A 22,022-nucleotide genomic window follows, 5' to 3' on the forward strand; every position below is an offset into this window, starting at 1 on the left:
GCAAGATCGGCGGGCAGACCGAACGGGTTTTGCGCCTGAGCGCGGCACGACGACGCCACCGCCCGACGAACGGTAGATTTATCGTGCGACCTCGCATACAGCCGAACCTGCATGAACCTGCTGCTACTCCTCTCCGCACTCTTGTCCGCGCTGACCGGCTCTGTGCCGGGCGGGCGTGGTCAGTCGGCACAGGCCGTAGCACAGGGCAGCGTTTGCTCGCAGTCGATAGCAGCAACGCCGGCCAAGGTCTTGATAAGGCCCGTATCTGGCCTTCCTTCGCTGCTTCAGGTTGCGGTCGCTACCACGCTCCGCACGATTGCCGTCGTCTCGCTACCGCTATGGGCAGAGCGCCGCCGCGAATAGCGTCTTGGTGTGACCTTATCGTAACCTTTGGATCCGAGCGATCCGCTTCCGCGTGCGCCCATCGCGTGCCGCCGCGTCTCAAATTCAGGAAATCAGCCCATGTTCGGTGGCCTCGCCAAATCCTTGTTCGGTTCGTCCAACGACCGCTACGTCAAGTCGCTCAACCCGATCCTCGCCAAGATCGCCTCGTTCGAGCCCTCGCTCCAGGCGATGTCGGACGAGGAGCTGTCCGCGCAAACCGTCAAGTTCCGCGCGCGCCTCGCAGAGGGCGAGAAGCTCGACGACCTGCTCCCCGAGGCGTTCGCGACCGTCCGTGAGGCCGCGCACCGCGTGCTCGGCCAGCGCCATTACGACGTGCAGATGGTCGGCGGCATTGTCCTCCACCGCGGCGAGATCGCCGAGATGCGCACCGGCGAGGGCAAGACGCTCGTCGCCACGCTCGCGACCTATCTCAACGCGCTGCCGGGCGACGGCGTCCACGTCGTCACCGTCAACGACTACCTCGCGGCGCGTGACGCGGAGTGGATGGGGCAGGTCTACACCTTCCTCGGCATGACGATCGGCGTCATCATCCCGAACCTGTCCGACGAGGAGCGCCGCGCCGCCTACGCCGCGGACATCACCTACGGCACCAACAACGAGTTCGGCTTCGACTATCTGCGCGACAACATGAAGTACGAGCGCAGCGCGATGACGCAGCGCGCGTTCAACTTCGCGGTGGTCGACGAGGTCGATTCGGTGCTGATCGACGAGGCCCGCACGCCGCTGATCATCTCGGGTCCGACCGACGACAAGTCCGAGCTGTACATGCAGGTCGACGCGGTCGTGAAGCAGCTCGAGCCGATCGACTACGACAAGGACGAGAAGCAGAAGACGATCATCCTCACCGAGGACGGCACCGAGAAGGTCGAGCGGATGCTCGAGGCGGCAGGGCTGCTCGAGGGGCAGAACCTGTACGACTTCGAGAACACGCAGGTCGTACATCACCTCAACCAGGCACTGCGTGCGATCGTGATGTTCAAGTCGGACATCGACTACATCGTCAAGGACGGCAAGGTCATCATCATCGACGAGTTCACCGGCCGCATGATGGACGGCCGGCGCTGGTCGGACGGCCTGCACCAGGCAGTCGAGGCGAAGGAGGGCGTCCAGATCGAGCCCGAGAACCAGACGATGGCCTCGATCACGTTCCAGAACTATTTCCGCATGTACCCCAAGATCGGCGGCATGACCGGCACCGCGGCGACCGAAGCGGCCGAGTTCTACGACATCTACAAGATCAACGTCGTCAGCATTCCGACCAACGTCGAGGTGAAGCGCGTCGACGAGGAAGACGAGTTCTACAAGGACACCAAGGACAAGTTCGCGGCGATCGCCAAGAAGATCAAGCATCACGCCGACCTCGGCCAGCCGGTGCTCGTCGGCACGGTGTCGATCGAGAAGTCCGAGATGCTGAGCGAGTTCCTGGTCGGCGAGAACGTCGACCACAAGGTGCTCAACGCGCGCTTCCACGAGATGGAGGCGCACATCGTCGCGCAGGCCGGGCGCAAGTCCGCAGTGACCATCGCGACCAACATGGCGGGCCGCGGCACCGACATCAAACTCGGCGGCAACCTCGAATTCCGCATGCTCGACGAGCACCCGGAGCTGGTAGAGGGCACGCCCGAGTATGACGAGGCGGCGAAGCGGATCACGATCGAGATCGAGGCGGAGAAGCAGGCGGTGCTCGCCGCGGGCGGGCTGTTCGTGCTCGGCACCGAGCGGCATGAGAGCCGGCGGATCGACAACCAGCTGCGCGGTCGCTCGGGTCGTCAGGGCGATCCGGGTCTGTCGCGCTTCTATCTGAGCCTCGACGACGATCTGCTGCGCATCTTCGGGCCGGACACGCTGTTCGCCAAGATGATGCGCAACAATATCGAAGACGGCGAGGCGATCGGCAGCAAGTGGCTGAGCAAGGCGATCGAGACCGCGCAGAAGAAGGTCGAGGCGCGCAACTACGACATCCGCAAGCAGGTCGTCGAATATGACGACGTGATGAACGAGCAGCGCAAGGTCATCTACGAGCAGCGTGCGGACATCATGGATGCCGATACGGTCGGCGACGTGGTGACCGACATGCGCGCGGAGACGGTCAACGTGATCGTCGGCGATGCGTGCCCGCCCAACTCGTATCCCGAGCAGTGGGATGTCACGGGGATGAAGACGCGGCTTGCCGAGGTGATGAACCTCGAGCCGCAGATCGACGCATGGCTGCTCGAGGAGTCGGTCGACCCCGAGGTGATCGAGGAGCGCGTCCGCGCGATGGCGGACGAGGCGATCGCGCAGAAGTCGGCGGATCTCGACGCTGAGACGTGGACGTCGGTCGAGAAGTCGATCCTGTTGCAGAATCTCGACCATCACTGGAAGGAGCATCTCGCGACGCTCGACGCGCTGCGCCAGGTCGTCCACCTCCGCGCGTATGCGCAGAAGACGCCGATCAACGAGTATAAGCAGGAGGCGTTCTCGCTGTTCCAGCGGATGCTCGAAACGATCCGCGAGGACGTGACCAAGACGATCGCGCATGCGCAGTTCCAGATGCAGGCGCCGGTCGGGCTGCCCGAGCTGCCGGACTTCATCACGACGCATTTCGACCCGTTTACGGGCGAGGACAATTCGAACGACTTCGATGGCGGCACGCGCGGCCACATCACTTCGACGATGCCACCGCTCCAGATTCCCCAGCCGCAAGAGGCCGATATCGGCGAGGATCCGGCGAACTGGGAAGGCGTGGTCAGCCGTAATGCGCCTTGCCCTTGCGGGTCGGGGCGGAAGTACAAGCAGTGCCACGGGGCTGTCTGAAAGATCATCACTGGATCGGTCTACCACCCCGGCGGAGGCCGGGGCCCAATTGGTGAGGTCGGAGTAACGGAGCGCATCCGCAGTTAGCAACGTCCCCCAATTGGGCCCCGGCCTCCGCCGGGGTGGGGCGGGATGATACGGTAGCCTGTTCTCCCGCGAAGGCGGGAGAACAGGCTACCGGTGATGGCCTATGGGACTCCTGGACCCCCGCCTTCCCGGGGGAACGGCAACCCCCGGGGAAAGGGACACGGAGCAACCCTTCCGACCGATCGTTAGGACCCCATGCGCCAAGCCACCACGATCCTCACCATCGACACCACCCGCCAAGGCCTCGTCGACGTCACAGACCAGATCGCCCGCTGGACCCGCGACCAACGTGTCACTGAAGGCCTGCTGACGGTATTCTGCCGCCACACCTCCGCCTCGCTCCTCATCCAGGAAAACGCGGCCCCAGAAGTCCGTACCGACCTAGAAGCCTATTTCGCCCGCATCGCGCCGGAATCGCGTGACTACGAACACGACGACGAAGGCCCGGACGACATGCCCGCGCATCTCCGCACCGCGCTCACCCAGGTCCAACTCTCGATCCCGCTGATCGAGGGCCGACTCGCGCTCGGCACTTGGCAGGGCATCTACCTGTTCGAACACCGCCGCCGCCCGCATCGCCGTACACTCGCGCTGCACGTCATCGGCGACTGAACCAGATCATGAAAAATGAGTCAGTATGGTGGCGTATTGGAGCGATCCCGTTCATCAACCGTTCCACCATTGACGGCTAATAAGCGGCGTTTCGCCGCATTCGCCGCGAACGGAGACGACACCATGTTCAAGACACCGGGTCGCAAGGTCGCATTCGCAGCGCTTGCAACGGGCGCGCTGCTGCTGGCCGGATGCGCGACCGAGACCGCTTATCGCCCCGCGACGGGGCAGGGGTTCAACCGCACCGGCTATAGCGACCGCCAGGTCGAGCCGGGCCGCTTCCTCGTCAGCTTCGCCGGCAACAGCGTCACGTCGCGCGATACCGTCGAGCGCTACCTCTTCTTCCGTGCCGCCGAACTGACGTTGCAGAACGGCTACGACTATTACCTGATGGCCGACCGCGACACCAACCTTCAGTCGCGCACCTATACGACGCCGGGTCTCGGTGGTGGGTTCGGGTATGGCGGCTTCGGCGGTTACTGGGGTCCGTCGTGGCGCTATTACGGCCGCGGCTTCGGCTGGCGTAATTGGAGCCCTTATGGTGGCTTCGGCGGTGGTTTCGGCGGCGGCTATGGCGGGTTCGGTGGTGGCCCATGGGGCAACGACTTCGATGTCCGCACGATCGACCGGTACGAAGCGACCGCGGAGATCGTGATGCGCAAGGGCCCGATCCCGCGCGACAACATCCGCGCGTTCGATGCGCGGAAGGTTGTGGACAGCATCGGACCGAGCGTCGTGCTGCCGAAGTAAGCGTTACCTTCGAGATGCCAAAAAGGTCGGACTACCCAGTGGTAGTCCGGCCTTTTTATTGCGCTGCTCCCTCTCCCCTTCGGGGAGAGGGCCTGGGTGAGGGGCAGTTGTAGAGCGCAGCGCTCGCGGCGCCCCTCACCCAACCCTCTCCCCGGGGGGGAGAGGGCTAAGAAATTACCCCGCCGCCTTCGCCAGTCCCTTCGACAATTGCAGCGCCCCATGCAGCCGCGCCTTCGGATCGCCCCACGCCCGCTGCAGCACCAGCTTGCTGTCGGGCCGCAACCGCGCGACCCCGTTCAGCCGCTCGACATAGGCCAGCAGCTTGTCGATGTTCGGCGGCTTGTCGTCGTGGAACGAGACCAGCACGCCCTTCGGCCCGACGTCGATCTTCGAGACACACGCCTTCTTGGCGTTGAGCTTGATCTCGATGACCTTGATCAGATTCTCGGTCGCATCCGGCAGCGGGCCGAAGCGATCGATCATCTCGGCCGCGAACGCCTCGATCTCCTGGCCCTCGTCGAGATCGTTGAGACGACGATACAGCCCCATCCGCAGATCGAGATCGGGGACGTAATCCTCGGGGATGAGGATCGGCGCATCGACCGTGATCTGTGGGCTGAAATCGCGTGGTCGCGACGAGGTCATGCCGCCGGCCTTGGCGTCCATGATCGCCTCTTCCAGCATCGCCTGGTAGAGTTCGAAGCCGACCTCCTTGATATGCCCGGTCTGCTCGTCGCCGAGCATGTTGCCCGCACCGCGGATATCGAGATCGTGGCTCGCCAGCTGGAAGCCAGCCCCGAGCGAATCGAGATCGGACAACACCTTCAGGCGCTTCTCCGCGGTCACCGTCATCTGCCGCTCGGGCGGCGTCACCAGATACGCGTAGGCGCGCGTCTTCGACCGGCCGACGCGACCGCGCAACTGATACAGCTGGGCGAGGCCGAAGCGGTCGGCACGGTGGACGATCATCGTGTTGGCGGACGCGATGTCGATCCCGCTCTCGATGATCGTGGTCGACACGAGCACTTCGAACTTCTTGTCGTAGAACGCCGACATGCGCTCCTCGACCTCGGTCGGCGACATCTGGCCGTGCGCGACGACGAAGCGGATCTCGGGCACCTGCTCGCGCAGGAAGTCCTCGATCTCGGGCAGATCCGCGACGCGCGGCGTGACGACGAAACTTTGCCCGCCACGGTAATGCTCGCGGAGCAACGCCTCGCGCAGCACGACCGGATCGAACGGCATGATGTACGTCCGCACGGCGAGGCGATCGACCGGCGGGGTCTGGATCACCGACAGCTCGCGGATGCCCGACATCGCCATCTGAAGCGTGCGCGGGATCGGCGTCGCGGTCAGCGTCAGCATGTGGACGTCCGCCCGCAGTGCCTTGAGCCGCTCCTTGTGCGTCACGCCGAACCGCTGCTCCTCGTCGACCACCACCAGCCCGAGCCGCTTGAAGTCGATATTCTTCGCCAGCAGCGCGTGCGTGCCGATGACGACGTCGATCGTGCCGTTCGCCAGTCCCTCCTTGGTCGCCTTCGCCTCGCTCGCGGTGACGAGCCGCGACAGGCGGCCCATGTTCATCGGGAAGCCTTCGAAGCGGGCGACGAAGTTGTTGTAGTGCTGGCGCGCGAGCAACGTCGTCGGGCAGACGATCGCGACCTGCTTGCCGCCCATCGCCGCGACGAATGCTGCGCGCAACGCGACCTCGGTCTTGCCGAAGCCGACGTCGCCGACCACCAGTCGGTCCATCGGTTTGCCCGCGGCGAGATCGCCGAGCACGTCCTCGATCGCGCGGTCCTGGTCCTCGGTTTCCTCGTACGGGAAGCGATCGACGAAGCTGGGATAGCCGCTCGCATCGGGTTCGAGCACATCGCCCGGATGCAGCGCGCGTTCGGCGGCGGTCGCGATGAGTTCGCCGGCGATCTCGCGGATCCGCTCCTTCATCTTCGATTTCCGGCGCTGCCAGCCTTCGCCGCCGAGCCGGTCGAGCGTCGCGCCTTCCTCGGACGAACCGTAGCGCGAGAGGACGTCGATATTCTCGACCGGCACGTACAGCTTGTCGCCGCCGGCATAGCTGAGCGCGACGCAGTCGTGCGGGCTCTGGCCGACCGGGATCGACGTCAGACCCTCATAGCGCCCGATGCCGTGCTCGGTATGGACGACGAGGTCGCCCGGCGTCAGCGTCGCCAGTTCGGCGAGGAATGCGTCGGCAGATTTCTTGCGCTTCTTGCGGTGGACGAGGCGGTCGCCGAGCATGTCCTGCTCGGTGAGAACCGCGATCCCCGGTGCGGTGAAGCCGTGATCGAGCGGCAGGACGATCAGCGCGACGCCGAAACTGCGCGCGGTATCGGCGATGCCGAGCGCCTCCTGCCAGGTCTCGGCGTGCTTGCCGCCCTTCATGCCGTGGTCGGCGAGCAGGCTCCCCAGGCGTTCACGTGCGCCGATCGAGTAGCTGGCAAGGATCGGTTTCCGCCCCTGCTTGCGCAGTTTCTCAACATGATCCGCGACGGCTTCGTAGATGTTCGCTTGCGCCGCGCGCTCGGGTCCGAAATCGCGCGGGCCATCGACGTCGAAGTCGAGCACGGTATCGCTCGGCGGTTCGTGGAACGGCGAGGTGATGTGCGCGGCGAACGCCTCGACCCCGCCGGACCATTCCTGCGCGTCGAGATACAGTGCCTTGGCGGGCATCGGCCGGTAACTGCCGGGCTGGGCGGCCTCGGCGCGCTTGCGGTTCTCGTAATAGTCGGCGATCGATTCGAGCCGGCTTTCCACCGCCGCGGCGACGCCGTTGTCGCGCACCACGACGTCGTCGGCGCCGAGATGGTCGAACAGCGTCGCCATCTTCTCCTCGAACAGCGGCAGCCAGTGCTCCATGCCCGCGATGCGGCGACCTTCGGAGATCGCCTGGTACATCGGATCGCCGGTCGCGGTCGCGCCGAACGCGTCGCGGTAGCGAGTGCGGAAGCGCTTGATCGAATCCTCGTCGAGCAACGCTTCTGAGGCGGGGAGCAGGACGAAGCCGTCGATCCGCCCGGTGGTGCGCTGGTCGGTCGCGTCGAAGGTACGGACGCTCTCGATCTCGTCACCGAAGAAGTCGAGGCGGAGCGCGTGGTCTTCGCCCGACGGGTAGAGATCGACGATCCCGCCGCGCACCGCATATTCTCCCTGGTCGTGGACGGTGTCGGTGCGGACATAGCCGTTCGCCTGGAGGAGCATGGCGAGCTTGTCGCGGCCGATCCGTTCGCCGGGCGCGAGCCGCGCGACGAGCTGGCGGATGCGGAACGGGGTGAGGACGCGCTGAGTCGCGGCGTTGGCGGTGGTGAGAAGGAGCTGTGGACCCTTGGGCTTGCCTTGCAGGCGTTGCAGCGCGGCGACACGTTCGGCCATGATGCGCAGCGTCGGCGAGGCGCGGTCGTAGGGAAGGCAGTCCCAGGCCGGGAAGCTCAGCACTTCGAGATCGGGCGCGAAATACGCCGCGGTGGAAGCGACCGCGCGCATCGCCGCATCGTCCGGCGCGATGAACACCGCGCGCGTCTTCGCGGCGCGCGCGAGGTCGGCGAGCAGCGACGGCTGGAAGCCGGACGGCACGCCGGAAAGGATCAGCGGGCTCGTCGCGGAGAGGATCGTCTTGAGGTCTGGCATCGGTTTCCTAAGGCCCTCTCCCCCTTGGGGGAGAGGGTTGGGTGAGGGGCTGTTCTAGGCGCTGCGCTGCTTGGCTGCCCCTCACCCCGACCCTCTCCCCGGAGGGGAGAGGGAATATGTTACTTCACGACCGTCACGTAGTTGATGTCGCGCATAGCCTGCATCATCGGGCCGTCCCACTCGGGTGGGCAGACGATCGAGCCGATCGCCCAGCCCATGATGTCGACGTCCTGTTCCTCCAGCAGCGCCTCGAACCAGTCGAGCTCTTCCGGCGTCCACGTTCTTCCATAGGTCGCGAAGAAGCCGCCGATCATCATGTCGGCTTCGCGCGTGCCGCGGTGCGAGCTGCGAAAGCCCAGGCGCTTGAGGCGGGTCTCGTGGTCCATTTCGAACTCCAAACACGAAGAGCCGGCGACCCGCTGGTAGCGAGCGTCGGCTAGGCTATAGAGGCCAGATAGTCATGCGACCCGAAATCCTCAATCCGCTGTTCGCCGAAACCCTCGTCCTGAAGGGGGTGGGGCCCGCGCTTGCTAAGCCGCTCGACCGGCTCGGGCTCGCGCGCGTCGTCGACGTCGCCTTCCATCTGCCGACGGGGTACGTCGATCGCCTGCCACGCACCGAGCTGATGTCGAGCGATGCCGGGCGGATCATCACGATCACGCTGACCCCGCGCGACTACAAGATCAGCGCCGGGCGGGGGCCTACCCGCGTGCAGGCAACCGACGAGCTGGGCAATTACGTCAGTCTCGTCTTCTTCGGCGGGAGTTCCGGTTGGGCGAAGAAGCTGCTGCCGATCGGTGAGGCCAAGCGCGTCTCGGGCCGGCTCGACGAATACGGCCAGGAATTGCAGATCGTTCATCCCGACATCGTCGAACCCGACGAGGAGCTGCGCGAGCGTGAGCCGATTTATCCGCTGTCGGAAGGCCTCACGTCACGACGACTGGCGGCGCTGACCACGCAGGCGGTCGCGCGCGCGCCGGACCTGCCCGAGTGGATCGAGCCGGGGTTGAAGGCGAAACGCGAATGGCCGGGCTGGCACGATTCGTTGGCGCGCATCCATGCCGATCCATCGGATGCGAAGGCGCGCGAACGGCTGGCCTATGACGAGGTGTTCGCGAACCAGTTGGCGATGACGATCGTCCGCGCCGATACCCGCAAGCGCCGAGGCCGTGCGTTGCAGGGCGACGGCCGGCTGCGCGATATGCTCAAGCTCCCCTACACGCTGACCGGCGCGCAATCGCGGACGGTCGGCGAGATCGAGGGCGACCTCGCGCAGACCGCGCCAATGCTGCGGCTGCTGCAAGGCGATGTCGGCTCGGGCAAGACGCTGGTCGCGGCGATGGCGATGCTGATCGCGGTCGAGGCGGGCGCACAGGCGGCGATGCTCGCGCCGACCGAAATCCTCGCACGCCAGCATTACGAGACGCTGCGAAAGACACTCGCCGGCCTGCCGATCGAGATTGGCGTGCTCACCGGCCGCGACAAGGGCCGCGTGCGCGAGGCTACCCTAATGGCGCTGGCGAGCGGCGAGATCGACATTCTCGTCGGCACGCACGCGATCTTCCAGGATGCGGTCGGCTACAAGGACCTCGGCCTCGTGGTGGTCGACGAACAGCACCGCTTCGGCGTCGCGCAGCGGATGACGTTGCAGGCCAAGGGCGTCGCGCCGCCGCATTTGCTCGCGATGACCGCGACGCCGATCCCGCGCACGCTGACGCTCGCGCAGTACGGCGAAATGGACGTCAGCCGTCTCGACGAGATGCCGCCGGGTCGCCAGCCGATCGAGACGCGCGTGATCTCCGAAGACCGGCTCGACGACGTGGTCAACGCGCTCGGCCGGCATCTGGCGGATGGCGGGCAGGCCTATTGGGTGTGCCCGCTGGTCGAGGAAAGCGAGAAGAGCGACCTCGCCGCCGCCGAAATGCGCGCGGAGGTGTTGCGCGCGCGGTTCGGCGAGAAGGTCGCGCTCGTCCACGGCCGCATGAAGCCGGCAGAAAAGGACGCGGTGATGGCCGAGTTCTCCGCCGCGCGCACGTCGGTCCTCGTCGCGACGACCGTGATCGAGGTCGGCGTCGACGTGCCCAACGCGACGCTGATCGTGATCGAGCACGCCGACCGCTTCGGTCTCGCGCAACTCCATCAGCTCCGCGGGCGGGTAGGGCGCGGCACCGGTCGATCGATCTGCCTGCTGATGCGTGGGTCGTCGCTCAGCGAAACATCCCGCGCGCGCCTCGCCCTCATGCGCGAGACCAACGACGGCTTCCGCATCGCCGAAGAGGATCTACGGCTCCGCGGCGCGGGCGAATTGCTCGGCACGAAGCAATCCGGCGAGATGGCGTTCCGGCTCGCGACCCCCGACATGATGGCCGACCTGCTGCAATGCGCGCACGACGACGCGCGGCTGCTGATCGATCGCGACGGTGGGTTGGAGGGACCGAGGGGGCAGGCGGCGCGGACGGCGCTCTATCTGTTCGATCGCGATGCGGGCGTCGCGCTGCTGCGATCGGGGTAAGGGCTGTTGCTTTCGCCCGCGCAGGACGACACGGGGGACGCATGCCAGCACTCTTCCCTATCCTCATTGTCCTGCTCGCCGGCGTCGGGCTGGCGGTCCAGCCGCCGACCAACGCCGCGTTGGCAAAGGCGTCGGGCTCGGTCTGGCTGGCGTCGCTCGTGTCGTTCGCGATGGGCACCGCGATCCTGTTCGCGATCTGGGCGGCGGCCGATCGGACGATGCCGTCGGCTTTGAAGGGCGCACCGGGGTGGGCGTGGCTTGGCGGGCTTTACGGCGCGTGCTTCGTCGCGGCGCTGGCCTATGCGTCGCCGCGTCTCGGGCTCGCCTCCGCGTTGACTTTAGCGGTCGGAAGCCAGCTCGTGACCGCTTTGGTGCTCGATCGGTTCGGTCTGCTTGGGCTTACCGCCCAGCCGATCAGCCTCATGCGCGTCGCAGGCGTCGTACTGGTGATCGGCGGCGTGCTGCTTGTTCGCGCCGGCTGACCTCAGCTGTTGCGGACCATCACCGTGAGCATGCCGTAATAGTCGGATAGCGGGATCGTCCGGTCGAGCTCGCAGCCGATCCGTCCGCCCAGCGACCAGCGTACGACTGCGTCGACATCGCCCAGGATCGGCAGGGCGATACGCAACCGGTCGCCAGCCTCGGGCGCCCCCTCGCACCGCGCCATCAGGCCGTTGGCGGACATGTTGACCAGGACCAGCTTCATTTTGCGGCCGTCGCCGTCGATCGCGTGCGTGCGGTGCATCACCTCGTCGCGCGGTTCGCCGCGATGGTCTCGAACAGCCGTGGCATAGTTTGGCATCGGACGTCCCCCGTTTTGAAGATGACCGACTTAACCCACTTGCGGTGAAGCCGGTGCAAACGGGGATGCTTAATACCGTGTTTTCCGTAACATAAAGGCTTTGATTACGAAGGGGTTAGCATCCCGTGTCGCTTCTTCCCGAGGCTCAGGCGCACGGGCGCCGCGACGTCGATCGAGGTGCTCGGCTCCTTCACGGCCTCGCCATCGACCCGCACCGCGCCCTCGGCGATCTTGCGCCGTGCTTCGCCGTTCGACGCGACGAAACCCAGTCCGACGAGTGCCTCGACGATACCGATCGTGCCGCCGGCGACGGCAAAGCTCGGCAGCGAGTCGCCCGACGCGCCTTCCTCGAACGTCTTCCGCGCGGTCTCGGCGGCCTGTTCGGCAGCATCGCGGCCGCGGCACATCGCTGTCGCTTCGTTGGCGAGCACGATCTTGGCGGCGTTGATTTCCGCGCCTTCGAGCGCTTCGAGACGCGCGATCTCGTCGAGCGGGAGGTCGGTGAACAGCTTCAGGAAGCGGCCGACATCGCGATCGTCGGTGTTGCGCCAGAACTGCCAGTAGTCGAAGTGCGGCAACTGGTCCTCGTGCAGCCAGACCGCGCCCGACATCGTCTTGCCCATCTTGCCGCCATCCGCCGTTGTGATCAGCGGGGTGGTGACGCCGTAGACCTCGGTCGAGTCCATGCGACGTGCGAGTTCGATGCCGTTGACGATGTTGCCCCATTGGTCCGAGCCGCCCATCTGCAAGCGGCAGTCAGCGCGACGCGAAAGCTCCAGGAAGTCGTAGGCCTGGAGGATCATGTAGTTGAACTCGAGGAAGCTCAGCGACTGTTCGCGGTCGAGGCGGAGCTTGACCGAGTCGAAGGCGAGCATCCGGTTGACCGAGAAATGCTGGCCGACGTCGCGCAGGAACGGGATGTATTCGAGCGCGTCGAGCCACTCGGCGTTGTCGAGCATGATCGCGTCAGTGGGCCCGTCGCCGAAACTCAGGAAGCGTTCGAAGATGCGACGGATCGAGGCGACGTTGGCCTTGATCCCGTCCTCGCCGAGCAGTTTCCGCGCTTCGTCCTTGAAGCTCGGATCGCCGATCTTGCCGGTGCCGCCGCCCATCAGGACGATCGGCTTGTGCCCGGTCTGCTGGAGCCGGCGGAGCAGCATGATCTGGACGAGGCTGCCGACGTGGAGCGACGGAGCGGTTGGATCGAAGCCGATATAGCCGGGCACCACCTGCTTGCCGGCGAGCGCATCGAGCGCGGCGGCATCGGTCATCTGGTGGACATAGCCGCGCGAGGTCAGCGTGGTGAGCAGGTCGGACTGGTAGGTCATGGGAGCGCGCTTAGGACAAAAGCTCGGTCAGGAAAACGGCGCGCACGAAACTTGTTTCCCCGCGACGGCGGGGACCAAGCCTGGGCTCGCGCCTTCGCGGGAGAACAATCTTACGTTCGTGGCAACTGCGACGTGGGGTCGACTGGCGTGCGGCCCTTGCGGAGTTCGAAGTGCAGTTCGGGCCGATCCGCAAACCCGGTATCTCCCGATAGCGCGATGGTCTGGCCGCGCTTCACGCTCTGGCCGCGTTGGACCAGCAGCTTCGACGCGTGGCCGTAGACGCTCGTCCAGCCGCCGCCGTGCTTGACGATTACCAGACCGCCGAGCGCGGCGATGCCGTCTCCGACATAGGCGACGACGCCGTCAGCCGCGGCGTGGATCGGCGTTGCCATCGGCACCGCGATCTTGATGCCGTCATTGCGCTCGCCGCTTGCGCCGGGGCCGAAGCGTTTCACGACCCGACCGTCGACCGGCCACAGGAACCCGCCGCTTGCCAGCCGTGCGGGTGCGGTGACGACCGCGTTCGACGGCAGCACGCGGCGCGGCGTCGCGATTGGTTTTGCCGGTGCCTGGTTATTGGCGAGCGCCGGCTCGCCGCCGGTCAGGATGTCGTCAATGTCGAGCTTGAACGCCGAGGCGCGTTCCGCGGCACTGGGCCTGCCGCCGCCGGGGGCGTCGGGGATCAGGACTCGTTGGTCGGCGCGCAACACGTATGGCTCAACCAGCGCGTTGGCCGCCACGATCCGCGACCATTCTACGCCATAGGCGCGCGCGATCGCGATGCCGGTCTCGCCGCGGCGGACCTGGTGATAGCGCCCGCCGGGGATCGTCAGCCGCTCGCCGGTCTCGATCGTGTAGGGCGAATCGAGATCGTTCGCGCGCGCGATCGCCTCGAGCCCCGCACCGCTCCGGTCGGCGACCTTGCTCAGCGTATCGCCGGGTTGCACGATATAGGTCGCGTCAGGGATCGTCTTGGCATCAGCGCGGACCGGACGCGCCTCCCAGGCCGGGCGCGGCGCGGGCAGGGTCGTCACAGCGCCGGTATCGCGGCGGGGTCGGTCATCGGACCCGTCCTGCGGTACGGCCTGGTCCCGACGAGGTGGCGGATCGTAACGCTGGACGGGTGGACCGCGGTACGGGCGCTGCGGACGACGGTCAGGGGCCGGCTGGCCGTAGCCGGCGGGGCGTTCGACCTGCGGAATGCACGCGGCGAGCCCGAGCAACGGCAGCGAGGCCGCCGCCAGCAGGGACCGCGCGCGCACCATCACCGATAGGCCTGGGTGAGCACGTCCAGCGATTCGGTGTGGGTCAGGTCGAGATGCAGCGGCGTCACCGAGACGAATCCGTCCGCGGTCGCTTCGAGATCGGTCGCGTGCGCGGGCGTCTCGACGGTCCGACCCAGCGCGAACCAGTGATATTCGTAGCCGCGCGGATCGGTGTTGGTGACGATCTCCAGCCGCCCGTAGTCCCGCAGGCCCTGGCTGACCACGCGCACGCCCTTTACCGCATCGGCGGGGCCGGCAGGAAAGTTGACGTTGACCAGCGTCCCCGGCGCCATCGGTGCGTCGAGCAACGGCCGCAATACGCGTTCGCCCCAGGCAGCGGCGGCCTCGAACGGCACGCTGTCACCCATGCCCTCGCGGCTATAGAGCTGGCTCAACGCGATCGAGCGGATACCGCCCAGCGCGCCCTCCATCGCTGCCGAGACGGTCCCCGAATAGGTCACGTCCTCGGCAAGGTTCGCGCCCCGGTTGACGCCGGAGAGGATCAGGTCGGGCGGGCAATCCTTCATGATCTTGGCGAGCGCCATCATCACCGCGTCGGTCGGCGTGCCCGCGACGGAATACCGCTTCTCGCCGTGCTTCCGCACCCGGATCGGCCGCGACAGCGTCAGCGAATGCCCGGCGCCCGACTGTTCCTCGGCAGGTGCGACCACCCAGATATCGTCCGACAAGGTCCGGGCGATCGTCTCCAGCACCTTCAGACCGGGCGCATGATAACCGTCGTCATTGGTGAGCAGGATCCGCATCAGCGCTTAGGCTCCAACAGCGTAAGCCCGCCGAGATACGGCTGGAGCACGTCCGGAACCGCCACCGAGCCGTCCTCCTGCTGGTAATTCTCCAGCACCGCGACCAGCGTCCGGCCGACCGCGAGCGCGGAACCGTTGAGCGTGTGGACGAACCGCGTGCCCTTCTCGCCCTCGGGCCGATAGCGTGCGTTCATCCGCCGCGCCTGGAAGTCGGTACAGGTAGAGACGCTGCTGATCTCGCGATAGCGCGCCTGGCCCGGCAGCCAGACTTCGAGATCGTAGGTGCGTGCCGCGGTGAAACCCATATCGCCGGTGCATAGGAGCATCCGCCTGAACGGTAGCTGCAACGCGTCGAGCACGCCTTCCGCACATGCCGTCATCCGCTCATGCTCGGCCTCGGACATGTCGGGAGTGACGATCGAGACCATCTCGACCTTGTCGAACTGATGCTGGCGGATGTAGCCGCGCGTATCGCGACCCGCGGCGCCAGCCTCGGAGCGGAAACACGGCGTCAGCGCGGTGAAGCGCAGCGGCAGTTCGCCCTCGCTCAGGATCTGTTCGCGGACGATGTTGGTGAGGCTCACCTCCGCGGTCGGGATCAGCCAGCGACCGTCGGTGGTCCGGAACAGGTCCTCCGAGAACTTCGGGAGCTGGCCGGTACCGAACACGGCCTCGTCACGGACGAGAAGCGGCGGCGAGACCTGCTCGAAGCCGGCGTCGGCGACATGATCGAGCATGAACTGGCCAAGCGCGCGTTGCAGCTTGGCGGCCGGCCCGCGGACGAGCGTGAAGCGCGCCCCCGACATCGCCGCACCGGTCTCGAAGTCGAGGCCGATCGCAGGACCGATTGCGTCATGCTCGCGCGCCGCGAAGGCGAACGTCGTCGGCGTGCCCCGCGTGTGGACGAGCGCGTTGTCGTCCTCGCCGCCGCCCTCGGGCACGTCGGTCGCGGGAAGGTTGGGGATCGCGGCAAGCATGGCCTGGAGTTCGCTACCAAGCCGCGCCTCATCGGCTTCCAGAGCGGGCAGCGCCTCCTTCAGGCTCGCGACTTCGGCCATCAGCGCCTGCGCCTTGGCCTCGTCCTTCTGCGCCTTGGCCTGGCCGATCGCCTTCGACAGTTCGTTGCGGCGGGTCTGCGCGATCTGCGAGTCCGCGATCGTCGCGCGGCGCTGTTCGTCGAGCGTCACCAGCGATGCGGACTGCGGTGCGACACCCCGCTTGGCGAGGGCGGCGTCGAAGGCGGCGGGATCGTCGCGGATCAGGCGTATGTCGTGCATGGCCGGGCTATGCCGAGGGCCGCGAGCGTACGCAAGGCAGGCCCTCTGAAACCTCCCCCTTGGCGGGGGAGGACCAAGGGTTCGCAACCTCTCGCGTTCGCGGCGCGTTCTTCGACCATACGCATAGCGAAAAGGAGAAACCTGCATGCATCTTCCCCATAACTCCGTCGTGCTCGTCGCCGACGGCCGGAAAATGCTGTTCCTGCGCAACGAGGGCGACGTCGAATTCCCCAATCTCGTCGTCGAAAAGGCGCAGGAGCAGGACAATCCGGCAACGCGCGAGCAGGCGACGGACTCCGCCGGCCGAGCCTCTTCGCCGCAGGGGGGTGTACAGAGTTCGGTGGAGCCGACCGACTTTCACCAGATCGAGGAAGACCGCTTCGCCGCCGACGCGGCCGACTTCCTGAAGACCGGCGCGCTGAAGAACACGTATGACTCGCTGATCGTGGTCGCGCCGCCGAAGACTCTGGGCGAACTGCGCAAGCATTATCACAAGGAGGTGGTCAGCCGCCTCAAGGGCGAACTCGACAAGGACCTGACCGGGCATCCGATCAAGGACATCGAGAAGGCACTCAAGAACGCCTGATCGCCGCTAACAAACCCGATTCCCCCTAACGAAAAAGGCCCCGGTGGATCGATCCACCGGGGCCTTTTCCTGTTTGTTGCCGATGTGGCCGGTTCAGACCTTCACCGCCGCCGGTTTCGCGAACCGCTTGCGGGCTACCAGCGCTGCTGCTGCGGCGCCGAACAGCAACACCATCGGCGGCGCGGGGACGGGGGCGGGCGGGCCACCGCTCGATCCTGGCGGATCGCCATGATGACCACCGGAACTCGTGCTGCTGCTGGTCGACGTGCTGCTCGCCGACGAGGTCGACGAGGCGGAGGACGTGCTGCTGCTCGATGCCGACGTGACGTTGCCGCTCGACGACGACGAGACATTGCCGCTCGAAGACGAAGACACGTTGCCGCTGGACGAGGACGATACGTCGCCACTCGATCCGCCCGACGCCGAGGTGCTGCTGACGCCGCCGGTCGACGACGACGTCGACCCGCCGCTCGAGGTCGACGAGATCACGATGCTGCCGCTCGATCCGCCGCCACCGCCGCCGAAGCCCCCTCCGAAGCCGCCGCCAAATCCGCCCGATCCGCCGAAGAAACCGCCGCTGCCACCGACCACGACGGGAACGCCTCCGCCGCCACCGCCGCCGATGAAGCCGCTACCGACCGGCGCGATCGCGGGGTTGGGCGCCGCATTGGCGACCGTGACGATCGTCGGCGTGCAGGCGGTGCTGGTCGTCGTCGTGACCCGGCGACGCAGGCGCGGGCGGGCAACCGACGCGACCTGACGATGAACCGCATGTTTCACCAGGACGCGCTTGGTGTTCGCGGTCCGTGCCGGCCGTTCGGCGACGTGCACCGCACCCCCGCCGATCAACGCACCGCCGCATGCGCATGCGCACAATTTAGCCAGAGCCATCCTCACCGACATATCGTCATTCTTTCATTGTCGACATTCGCTGTAATGCCGCACCCCGTCCGCAGCTTGCATCCTGCTATCCGACTAACTGCAAAAGAAACGGTTAAGTGCAACCGCATTATCCGAACCTAGTATAGGTAACGAACTATTTACGCATCCATAGCTGACACGATCGACGTTAACGTGCCGGGCTGGGACATAAAAGCACCAAAAGCAGGCGCGTGCCGAGGTATCCGGGCCGTGCTGCCAGCGGATAAGGTCCGGTTCGGTCTTGCCAAATGTTGGCGCGCGACGCGAGCGGCAAGCCACGCAATAAAATGTCCGTTTTGATGCAGGATGCGCAAGTGGGGTCGCTTGTGGTGCCGGACGGCTGCGACTATAGGCGCTTTCACCATTTGGGGGAGGCTTCTGGAGATCGGCGTGGCTGATCCGACGAGGCCAAAGGGAGAGTGGTATGGCGACCGTTATGAATCGTATGGACGATACCGACAATTCCAACCACGGCGCGGCAAACGACCGTAGCGCGGATGACGGCGGTGCGGACGGCGCGTACCGTCCCGATGCCGACGAACCTTTCATGAGTCTTCGGCAACAAGCCTATTTCCGACGCAAGCTGCAGGCCTGGAAGGAAGCGATCCTGCGGGAGTCGCAGGAAACCCTGTCGCAGTTGCAGGTCGACTCGCTGCGCGAGGCCGATCTGACCGACCGCGCGTCGAGCGAGACCGACTGGTCGATCGAGCTGCGAACGCGCGATCGGCAGCGCAAGCTGGTCTCGAAGATCGAATCCGCCATCCGCCGGATCGACGAGGGCGAATACGGCTATTGCGAAGTGACCGGTGAGCCGATCAGCCTGGCACGGCTCGAAGCACGACCGATCGCGACGATGACCGTCGAGGCGCAGGAACGCCACGAGCGGCACGAGAAGGTCTCGCGCGAGGATTGAACTCCGGACGTCGACGCCGCGGGAGTCGAGGGCGCGGGTCAGCGGCATGCGTCGGATCCGTTAGGTCTTTCGTCGCAGTATGATGCTATGATCCGTCGGCGATAAGGATCGGGGCAGCCGGGAGCGAACGGCGACCAAACGGGACGAATGGCGTGACAGAAGCTTTTGACCGATCGACGACGACTGATGCCGCGGCCGACGCGCAGGACACGTCGTCTCCCGATGTGTCGGGCAACCGCGTCGGCAGCCGCGACAGCCTGTTTCTCATGGCAAAGCTCAGGCTGGCGGACGAGCGTGGACCTCGGGAGGTCCGCGTCCGCAATCTTTCCGAGCGCGGCCTGATGCTCGAACTGGACAAGGTCGTCGCGATCGCAACGCCGGTACTGCTGGAACTGCGCGGCCTCGGCGAAATCGGCGGCAAGGTCGCATGGTGCACCCAGGGTCGCATCGGCATCGCGCTCGACTCGCCGATCGATCCCAAGAAAGCCCGCAAGGTTGCCGGTGTGTCGCAATCGGCCAGTACGCCCTTCTATGCCAAGGCGGCGACCGAACGCTGATCGCACAGACTGCCTCTCAGTGTCCCCCCGGACCGATGTCCGGGGAGTGCTGCGGGTGCTGAAAGGCAGCGGATCAGAGGCTGACGATTTCCTCTTTCAGCTTGAGTTTCTGTTTCTTCAATCCTGCCAGGATGGTCGCATCGGGCAAAGGCCGGTGAGCTTCGGCTGCAATCCGTTTATCGAGCACGGCGTGCTTGGTTTCCAGAGCTGTCTGATGCGTCGTCTGCACGGTAGGATACCTCCTGCATTCGGGTTGGGAGCTGAGTAAACCACCGTGTCACGGAAATGTCTTCATCGGAAATGGACCAAATCGATTGAACGAGCGGTTTTCCGCGGTGACTGGTGAATTGATCGCAGATCGTCCCGCATCGACGCAAATCGCCGGCCCGGTCGGTTTAGCGCTCGCGCCCGTCGGCGGATTTGCTAAGGGGCACGGCAGCAGCCAGTAATACCGGGGGACGAGGTGGACGAGGCGCAGACCAAAGCTCAACTCGAAGCCATGCGCATCGAGCATCGCGATCTCGACGACGCGATCGCGGCGCTGGCTGCCAAGCCCGTGCCCGATCAGTTGCAGATGGCGCGGCTGAAGAAGCGCAAGCTGCGGCTCCGCGACGAGATTGCCGCGCGCGAGGATATGCTGATCCCCGACATCATCGCGTGATCGCCGTCCTCGTCTGACGCGTTCCCGCTCAGATCAGGACCCCGCCGCACCGAACGACGCATTTCGGGACAGATCTTGGTTAACGCGGCGCTCGCCATGATGGGCTAGGCAGGCGCGCTATGCCATCGCGCTGTTCATGACTGACTCTCGACACGAAACGCAGATGCATCGTCGGTTGATCGACGCGCTGTATAGCGAATCGATGCTGCTGGCCGACGAAGCGCGCGCCTATTTCGATGAAGTGGGCCGCAACGAGCGCGACGGGCTCGATCCGTTCGTGCGCGTCGGTTTCAGTTGCGAATCGCTCAAGGTCACGACTCGGCTCATGCACGTGATCGCGTGGCTGCTGACGCAGCGCGCGGTTCAGGCTGGCGAACTGGACGTCAAGGATGCGCTCGATCCATCGCGCCGCCTGGGAGATGGGCCGGTTACCGACAGGGTTCTGCTTGAATCCTTGCCGGCCCGTGCGCGTGTGTTGATCGACTCGAGTACGGACCTGCATAGACGGGTTGCGCTGCTGGACGCCGCGCAATCGCTGCCCGACACGCTGCCGAGTGCGGTACGTTCGATGCATCGGCGGCTGGCCCAGGCATTCTAGGCGGCCGATGCGCCGCGATAGCGTGCATCGGCCGCGGTCCGCGACAAGAGTTGGTCGCGATCAGCTGATGTGTACGGTCTTGGTGATCAGGTGTGCGGCAACGCCTTCGGGGCCGTCCTCGGAACCGTGGCCGCTGTCCTTGATCCCGCCGAACGGGCTGTCGGGATAGCTGAGCCGGACGTTGTTGATCGCGATCATCCCCGCCTCGATCGCGTCGCCGAGCACGTTCTGCCGGCGACCGTTCTCGGTGAAGCAATAGGCGGCCAGACCGAACGGCAGGCGGTTGGCTTCGGTGATCGCGTCCTCGTCGGTGGCAAATCGGCTGAGCAGCGCGATCGGGCCGAACGGCTCCTCGTTCATCGCGCGCGCCGACAACGGTACGTCCGACAGCACGGTCGGCTGGAAGAAGAACCCGCCGCTGCCGCCATACTCGCCGCCCGCGAGCAGCTTGGCGCCGTGATCGGTCGCATCGCCGACCAGTTCGGCGATGGCCTCGGGTCGGCGGGCATTGGCCATCGGGCCCATCTGGCTGGTCGCGGCCATCCCGTCGCCGACCTTCAGCGCGCGCGTGCGTTCGGCGAAGCCTGCCGCGAACCGGTCGTAGATGCCGTCCTGGACATGGAAGCGGGTCGGTGCGACGCAGACCTGGCCGGCGTTGCGGAACTTGTGCGCGACTAGCGTGTCGAGCGTCTTGTCGAGATCGCAATCGTCGAACACCAGCACCGGACCATGCCCGCCCAGCTCCATCGTCGTCCGCATCATCGTGTTGGCGGCGAGCTTCATCAGCGCCTTGCCGACCGGGACCGATCCGGTGAAGCTCAGCTTCCGCGTGATCGGCGAGGCGAGCAAATGGCGGGAGACCATGTCGGGGACGCCGAACACGCACTGCGCGACGTCGCCGGGCAGCCCGGCATCCTGGAAACACTTCAGCACTTCGACCGCGCTGCCCGCGGTTTCCTCGGACGGCTTGATGATGATCGAGCAGCCGGCCGCGAGTGCGGGCGCGATCTTGCGGACGACGTTCATGACCGGGAAGTTCCAGGCGCAGAACGCCGCGACCGGACCGACCGGCTGATGCAGGACGAGGCTGCGCGAACCCGACGGACGCGGCAGCACGCGGCCGTAGATGCGTTGCGCTTCGCCAGCGTGGAAGTCGAGCAGCGCGGCAGCAAATGCGACCTCGCCCTTCGCCTCGGCCTGGATCTTGCCCTGTTCGAGCGTCGCGATCCGGGCGATGTGATCGGCGCGCTCGCGGAGCAATTGTGCAGTGCGGATGAGGATCGCCGCGCGCTTTTCGGGCGGGGTCGCGCGCCAGGCGATGAACCCGCGCTGCGTCGCCTCGAGTGCGCGGTCGAGATCGGCGGCGGTCGCGAGCGGCAACGCGGCCTGACCCGCGCCGGTCGCTGGATTGAGCACGTCGCGCGTCTCGCGCCCGCCGCCGCTCACCCATTCGCCAGCGATGTACAGGCCGAGGCTCGTGTCATAGGCCGTCGTCATAGATCGTCTCCATCCTAGTTGCGGGGCGTTTTGCGCTAGCGAGTCG

The 22,022-nt window shown here is 66.0% G+C and carries 20 protein-coding genes; 11 read left to right on the plus strand and 9 right to left on the minus strand.

Features of this window, described 5'->3' with window-relative positions; all coding sequences use genetic code 11:
* Positions 1-462 precede the first annotated feature (462 nt).
* The 3 genes from secA (at position 463) to ASG20_RS03775 (ending at position 4,650) form a co-directional block, all read left to right on the plus strand.
* On the plus strand, positions 463-3,201 hold the full coding sequence (gene secA / locus ASG20_RS03765) for a preprotein translocase subunit SecA (RefSeq protein WP_056048670.1): 2,739 nt from the start codon (positions 463-465) through the stop codon (positions 3,199-3,201).
* 282 nt (positions 3,202-3,483) lie between these two features.
* On the plus strand, positions 3,484-3,900 hold the full coding sequence (locus ASG20_RS03770) for a secondary thiamine-phosphate synthase enzyme YjbQ (protein WP_056048673.1): 417 nt from the start codon (positions 3,484-3,486) through the stop codon (positions 3,898-3,900).
* A gap of 123 nt (positions 3,901-4,023) precedes the next feature.
* Entirely contained in the window at positions 4,024-4,650 is a 627-nt protein-coding gene (locus ASG20_RS03775; RefSeq protein WP_056048678.1) for a CC0125/CC1285 family lipoprotein, read from the plus strand.
* 174 nt (positions 4,651-4,824) lie between these two features.
* Here the strand turns inward: ASG20_RS03775 and mfd are convergent, their stop codons facing one another.
* Complete coding sequence (gene mfd, locus ASG20_RS03780) at positions 4,825-8,295, minus strand: transcription-repair coupling factor (protein ID WP_056048680.1); 3,471 nt, start codon at positions 8,293-8,295, stop codon at positions 4,825-4,827.
* Positions 8,296-8,414: 119 nt separating this feature from the next.
* Positions 8,415-8,681 carry an FAD assembly factor SdhE gene (locus ASG20_RS03785; protein ID WP_056048683.1) on the minus strand — a complete coding sequence of 89 codons (267 nt, stop codon included), beginning with the start codon at positions 8,679-8,681 and terminating at the stop codon, positions 8,415-8,417.
* A 74-nt stretch (positions 8,682-8,755) separates the two neighbouring features.
* On the opposite strand from ASG20_RS03785, the gene recG reads away from it, so the two are divergent.
* The gene (gene recG / locus ASG20_RS03790; protein WP_056048686.1) at positions 8,756-10,807 is read left to right on the plus strand and encodes an ATP-dependent DNA helicase RecG; all 2,052 of its coding nucleotides are present in this window, start codon (positions 8,756-8,758) and stop codon (positions 10,805-10,807) included.
* 41 nt (positions 10,808-10,848) lie between these two features.
* On the plus strand, positions 10,849-11,289 hold the full coding sequence (locus ASG20_RS03795) for a DMT family transporter (protein ID WP_056048689.1): 441 nt from the start codon (positions 10,849-10,851) through the stop codon (positions 11,287-11,289).
* 2 nt (positions 11,290-11,291) lie between these two features.
* On the opposite strand, the gene ASG20_RS03800 is transcribed toward ASG20_RS03795, so the two are convergent.
* The 5 genes from ASG20_RS03800 to serS all read right to left on the minus strand — a co-directional run bounded on the left by ASG20_RS03800 (position 11,292) and on the right by serS (position 16,243).
* A complete protein-coding gene (locus ASG20_RS03800; RefSeq protein WP_056048691.1) occupies positions 11,292-11,609 on the minus strand; it encodes a PilZ domain-containing protein in 318 nt (105 codons plus the stop codon).
* Between the two features lie 104 nt (positions 11,610-11,713).
* Positions 11,714-12,937, minus strand: coding sequence for a tyrosine--tRNA ligase (gene tyrS / locus ASG20_RS03805; protein WP_056048693.1), 1,224 nt, complete (start codon positions 12,935-12,937; stop codon positions 11,714-11,716).
* 110 nt (positions 12,938-13,047) lie between these two features.
* The gene (locus ASG20_RS03810) at positions 13,048-14,202 is read right to left on the minus strand and encodes a M23 family metallopeptidase (protein ID WP_056048696.1); all 1,155 of its coding nucleotides are present in this window, start codon (positions 14,200-14,202) and stop codon (positions 13,048-13,050) included.
* Positions 14,202-14,966, minus strand: a complete 765-nt coding sequence (gene surE, locus ASG20_RS03815) for a 5'/3'-nucleotidase SurE (RefSeq protein WP_056048698.1) — start codon at positions 14,964-14,966, stop codon at positions 14,202-14,204. Before surE ends, ASG20_RS03810 begins: the two co-directional genes overlap by 1 nt.
* Positions 14,966-16,243: a serine--tRNA ligase gene (gene serS, locus ASG20_RS03820; RefSeq protein ID WP_056048701.1), complete on the minus strand. Its 1,278-nt coding sequence runs from the start codon at positions 16,241-16,243 to the stop codon at positions 14,966-14,968. The genes surE and serS overlap by 1 nt, the downstream gene beginning before the upstream one ends.
* Positions 16,244-16,388: 145 nt before the next feature.
* On the opposite strand from serS, the gene ASG20_RS03825 reads away from it, so the two are divergent.
* The 4 genes from ASG20_RS03825 (at position 16,389) to ASG20_RS03840 (ending at position 19,220) form a co-directional block, all read left to right on the plus strand.
* Positions 16,389-16,829, plus strand: coding sequence for a host attachment family protein (locus ASG20_RS03825; RefSeq protein ID WP_056048704.1), 441 nt, complete (start codon positions 16,389-16,391; stop codon positions 16,827-16,829).
* 247 nt (positions 16,830-17,076) lie between these two features.
* Positions 17,077-17,589, plus strand: coding sequence for a hypothetical protein (locus ASG20_RS18880; RefSeq protein WP_082470714.1), 513 nt, complete (start codon positions 17,077-17,079; stop codon positions 17,587-17,589).
* A 585-nt stretch (positions 17,590-18,174) separates the two neighbouring features.
* Complete coding sequence (gene dksA / locus ASG20_RS03835) at positions 18,175-18,663, plus strand: RNA polymerase-binding protein DksA (RefSeq protein WP_056048710.1); 489 nt, start codon at positions 18,175-18,177, stop codon at positions 18,661-18,663.
* Between the two features lie 152 nt (positions 18,664-18,815).
* Entirely contained in the window at positions 18,816-19,220 is a 405-nt protein-coding gene (locus tag ASG20_RS03840; protein WP_231420307.1) for a PilZ domain-containing protein, read from the plus strand.
* Between the two features lie 73 nt (positions 19,221-19,293).
* Here the strand turns inward: ASG20_RS03840 and ASG20_RS18885 are convergent, their stop codons facing one another.
* Positions 19,294-19,449 carry a DUF465 domain-containing protein gene (locus tag ASG20_RS18885; protein WP_082444127.1) on the minus strand — a complete coding sequence of 52 codons (156 nt, stop codon included), beginning with the start codon at positions 19,447-19,449 and terminating at the stop codon, positions 19,294-19,296.
* Between the two features lie 270 nt (positions 19,450-19,719).
* Between ASG20_RS18885 and ASG20_RS03845 the strand changes: the two genes are divergently transcribed.
* Both ASG20_RS03845 and ASG20_RS03850 read left to right on the plus strand, forming a co-directional pair.
* Positions 19,720-19,881 (plus strand): DUF465 domain-containing protein, encoded by a 162-nt coding sequence (locus ASG20_RS03845; RefSeq protein ID WP_082444168.1) that lies wholly within the window; start codon positions 19,720-19,722, stop codon positions 19,879-19,881.
* Between the two features lie 163 nt (positions 19,882-20,044).
* Positions 20,045-20,479 carry a DUF1465 family protein gene (locus tag ASG20_RS03850; RefSeq protein ID WP_156364005.1) on the plus strand — a complete coding sequence of 145 codons (435 nt, stop codon included), beginning with the start codon at positions 20,045-20,047 and terminating at the stop codon, positions 20,477-20,479.
* Positions 20,480-20,539: 60 nt separating this feature from the next.
* Here ASG20_RS03850 and ASG20_RS03855 read toward each other — a convergent pair whose 3' ends face one another.
* On the minus strand, positions 20,540-21,976 hold the full coding sequence (locus ASG20_RS03855; RefSeq protein WP_056048716.1) for an NAD-dependent succinate-semialdehyde dehydrogenase: 1,437 nt from the start codon (positions 21,974-21,976) through the stop codon (positions 20,540-20,542).
* Positions 21,977-22,022 lie beyond the last annotated feature (46 nt).

The organism is Sphingomonas sp. Leaf198 (assembly GCF_001424005.1).
GTDB lineage: Bacteria > Pseudomonadota > Alphaproteobacteria > Sphingomonadales > Sphingomonadaceae > Sphingomonas.

Excerpts from the sequence above, each read along its gene's own strand:
- secA (WP_056048670.1), top strand. The coding sequence starts at position 463 with ATGTTCGGTGGCCTCGCCAAATCCTTGTTCGGTTCGTCCAACGACCGC.
- ASG20_RS03770 (WP_056048673.1), top strand. The coding sequence starts at position 3,484 with ATGCGCCAAGCCACCACGATCCTCACCATCGACACCACCCGCCAAGGC.
- ASG20_RS03775 (WP_056048678.1), top strand. The coding sequence starts at position 4,024 with ATGTTCAAGACACCGGGTCGCAAGGTCGCATTCGCAGCGCTTGCAACG.
- mfd (WP_056048680.1), bottom strand. The coding sequence starts at position 8,295 with ATGCCAGACCTCAAGACGATCCTCTCCGCGACGAGCCCGCTGATCCTT.
- ASG20_RS03785 (WP_056048683.1), bottom strand. The coding sequence starts at position 8,681 with ATGGACCACGAGACCCGCCTCAAGCGCCTGGGCTTTCGCAGCTCGCAC.
- recG (WP_056048686.1), top strand. The coding sequence starts at position 8,756 with ATGCGACCCGAAATCCTCAATCCGCTGTTCGCCGAAACCCTCGTCCTG.
- ASG20_RS03795 (WP_056048689.1), top strand. The coding sequence starts at position 10,849 with ATGCCAGCACTCTTCCCTATCCTCATTGTCCTGCTCGCCGGCGTCGGG.
- ASG20_RS03800 (WP_056048691.1), bottom strand. The coding sequence starts at position 11,609 with ATGCCAAACTATGCCACGGCTGTTCGAGACCATCGCGGCGAACCGCGC.
- tyrS (WP_056048693.1), bottom strand. The coding sequence starts at position 12,937 with ATGACCTACCAGTCCGACCTGCTCACCACGCTGACCTCGCGCGGCTAT.
- ASG20_RS03810 (WP_056048696.1), bottom strand. The coding sequence starts at position 14,202 with ATGGTGCGCGCGCGGTCCCTGCTGGCGGCGGCCTCGCTGCCGTTGCTC.
- surE (WP_056048698.1), bottom strand. The coding sequence starts at position 14,966 with ATGCGGATCCTGCTCACCAATGACGACGGTTATCATGCGCCCGGTCTG.
- serS (WP_056048701.1), bottom strand. The coding sequence starts at position 16,243 with ATGCACGACATACGCCTGATCCGCGACGATCCCGCCGCCTTCGACGCC.
- ASG20_RS03825 (WP_056048704.1), top strand. The coding sequence starts at position 16,389 with ATGCATCTTCCCCATAACTCCGTCGTGCTCGTCGCCGACGGCCGGAAA.
- dksA (WP_056048710.1), top strand. The coding sequence starts at position 18,175 with ATGGCGACCGTTATGAATCGTATGGACGATACCGACAATTCCAACCAC.
- ASG20_RS03845 (WP_082444168.1), top strand. The coding sequence starts at position 19,720 with ATGCGCATCGAGCATCGCGATCTCGACGACGCGATCGCGGCGCTGGCT.
- ASG20_RS03850 (WP_156364005.1), top strand. The coding sequence starts at position 20,045 with ATGCATCGTCGGTTGATCGACGCGCTGTATAGCGAATCGATGCTGCTG.
- ASG20_RS03855 (WP_056048716.1), bottom strand. The coding sequence starts at position 21,976 with ATGACGACGGCCTATGACACGAGCCTCGGCCTGTACATCGCTGGCGAA.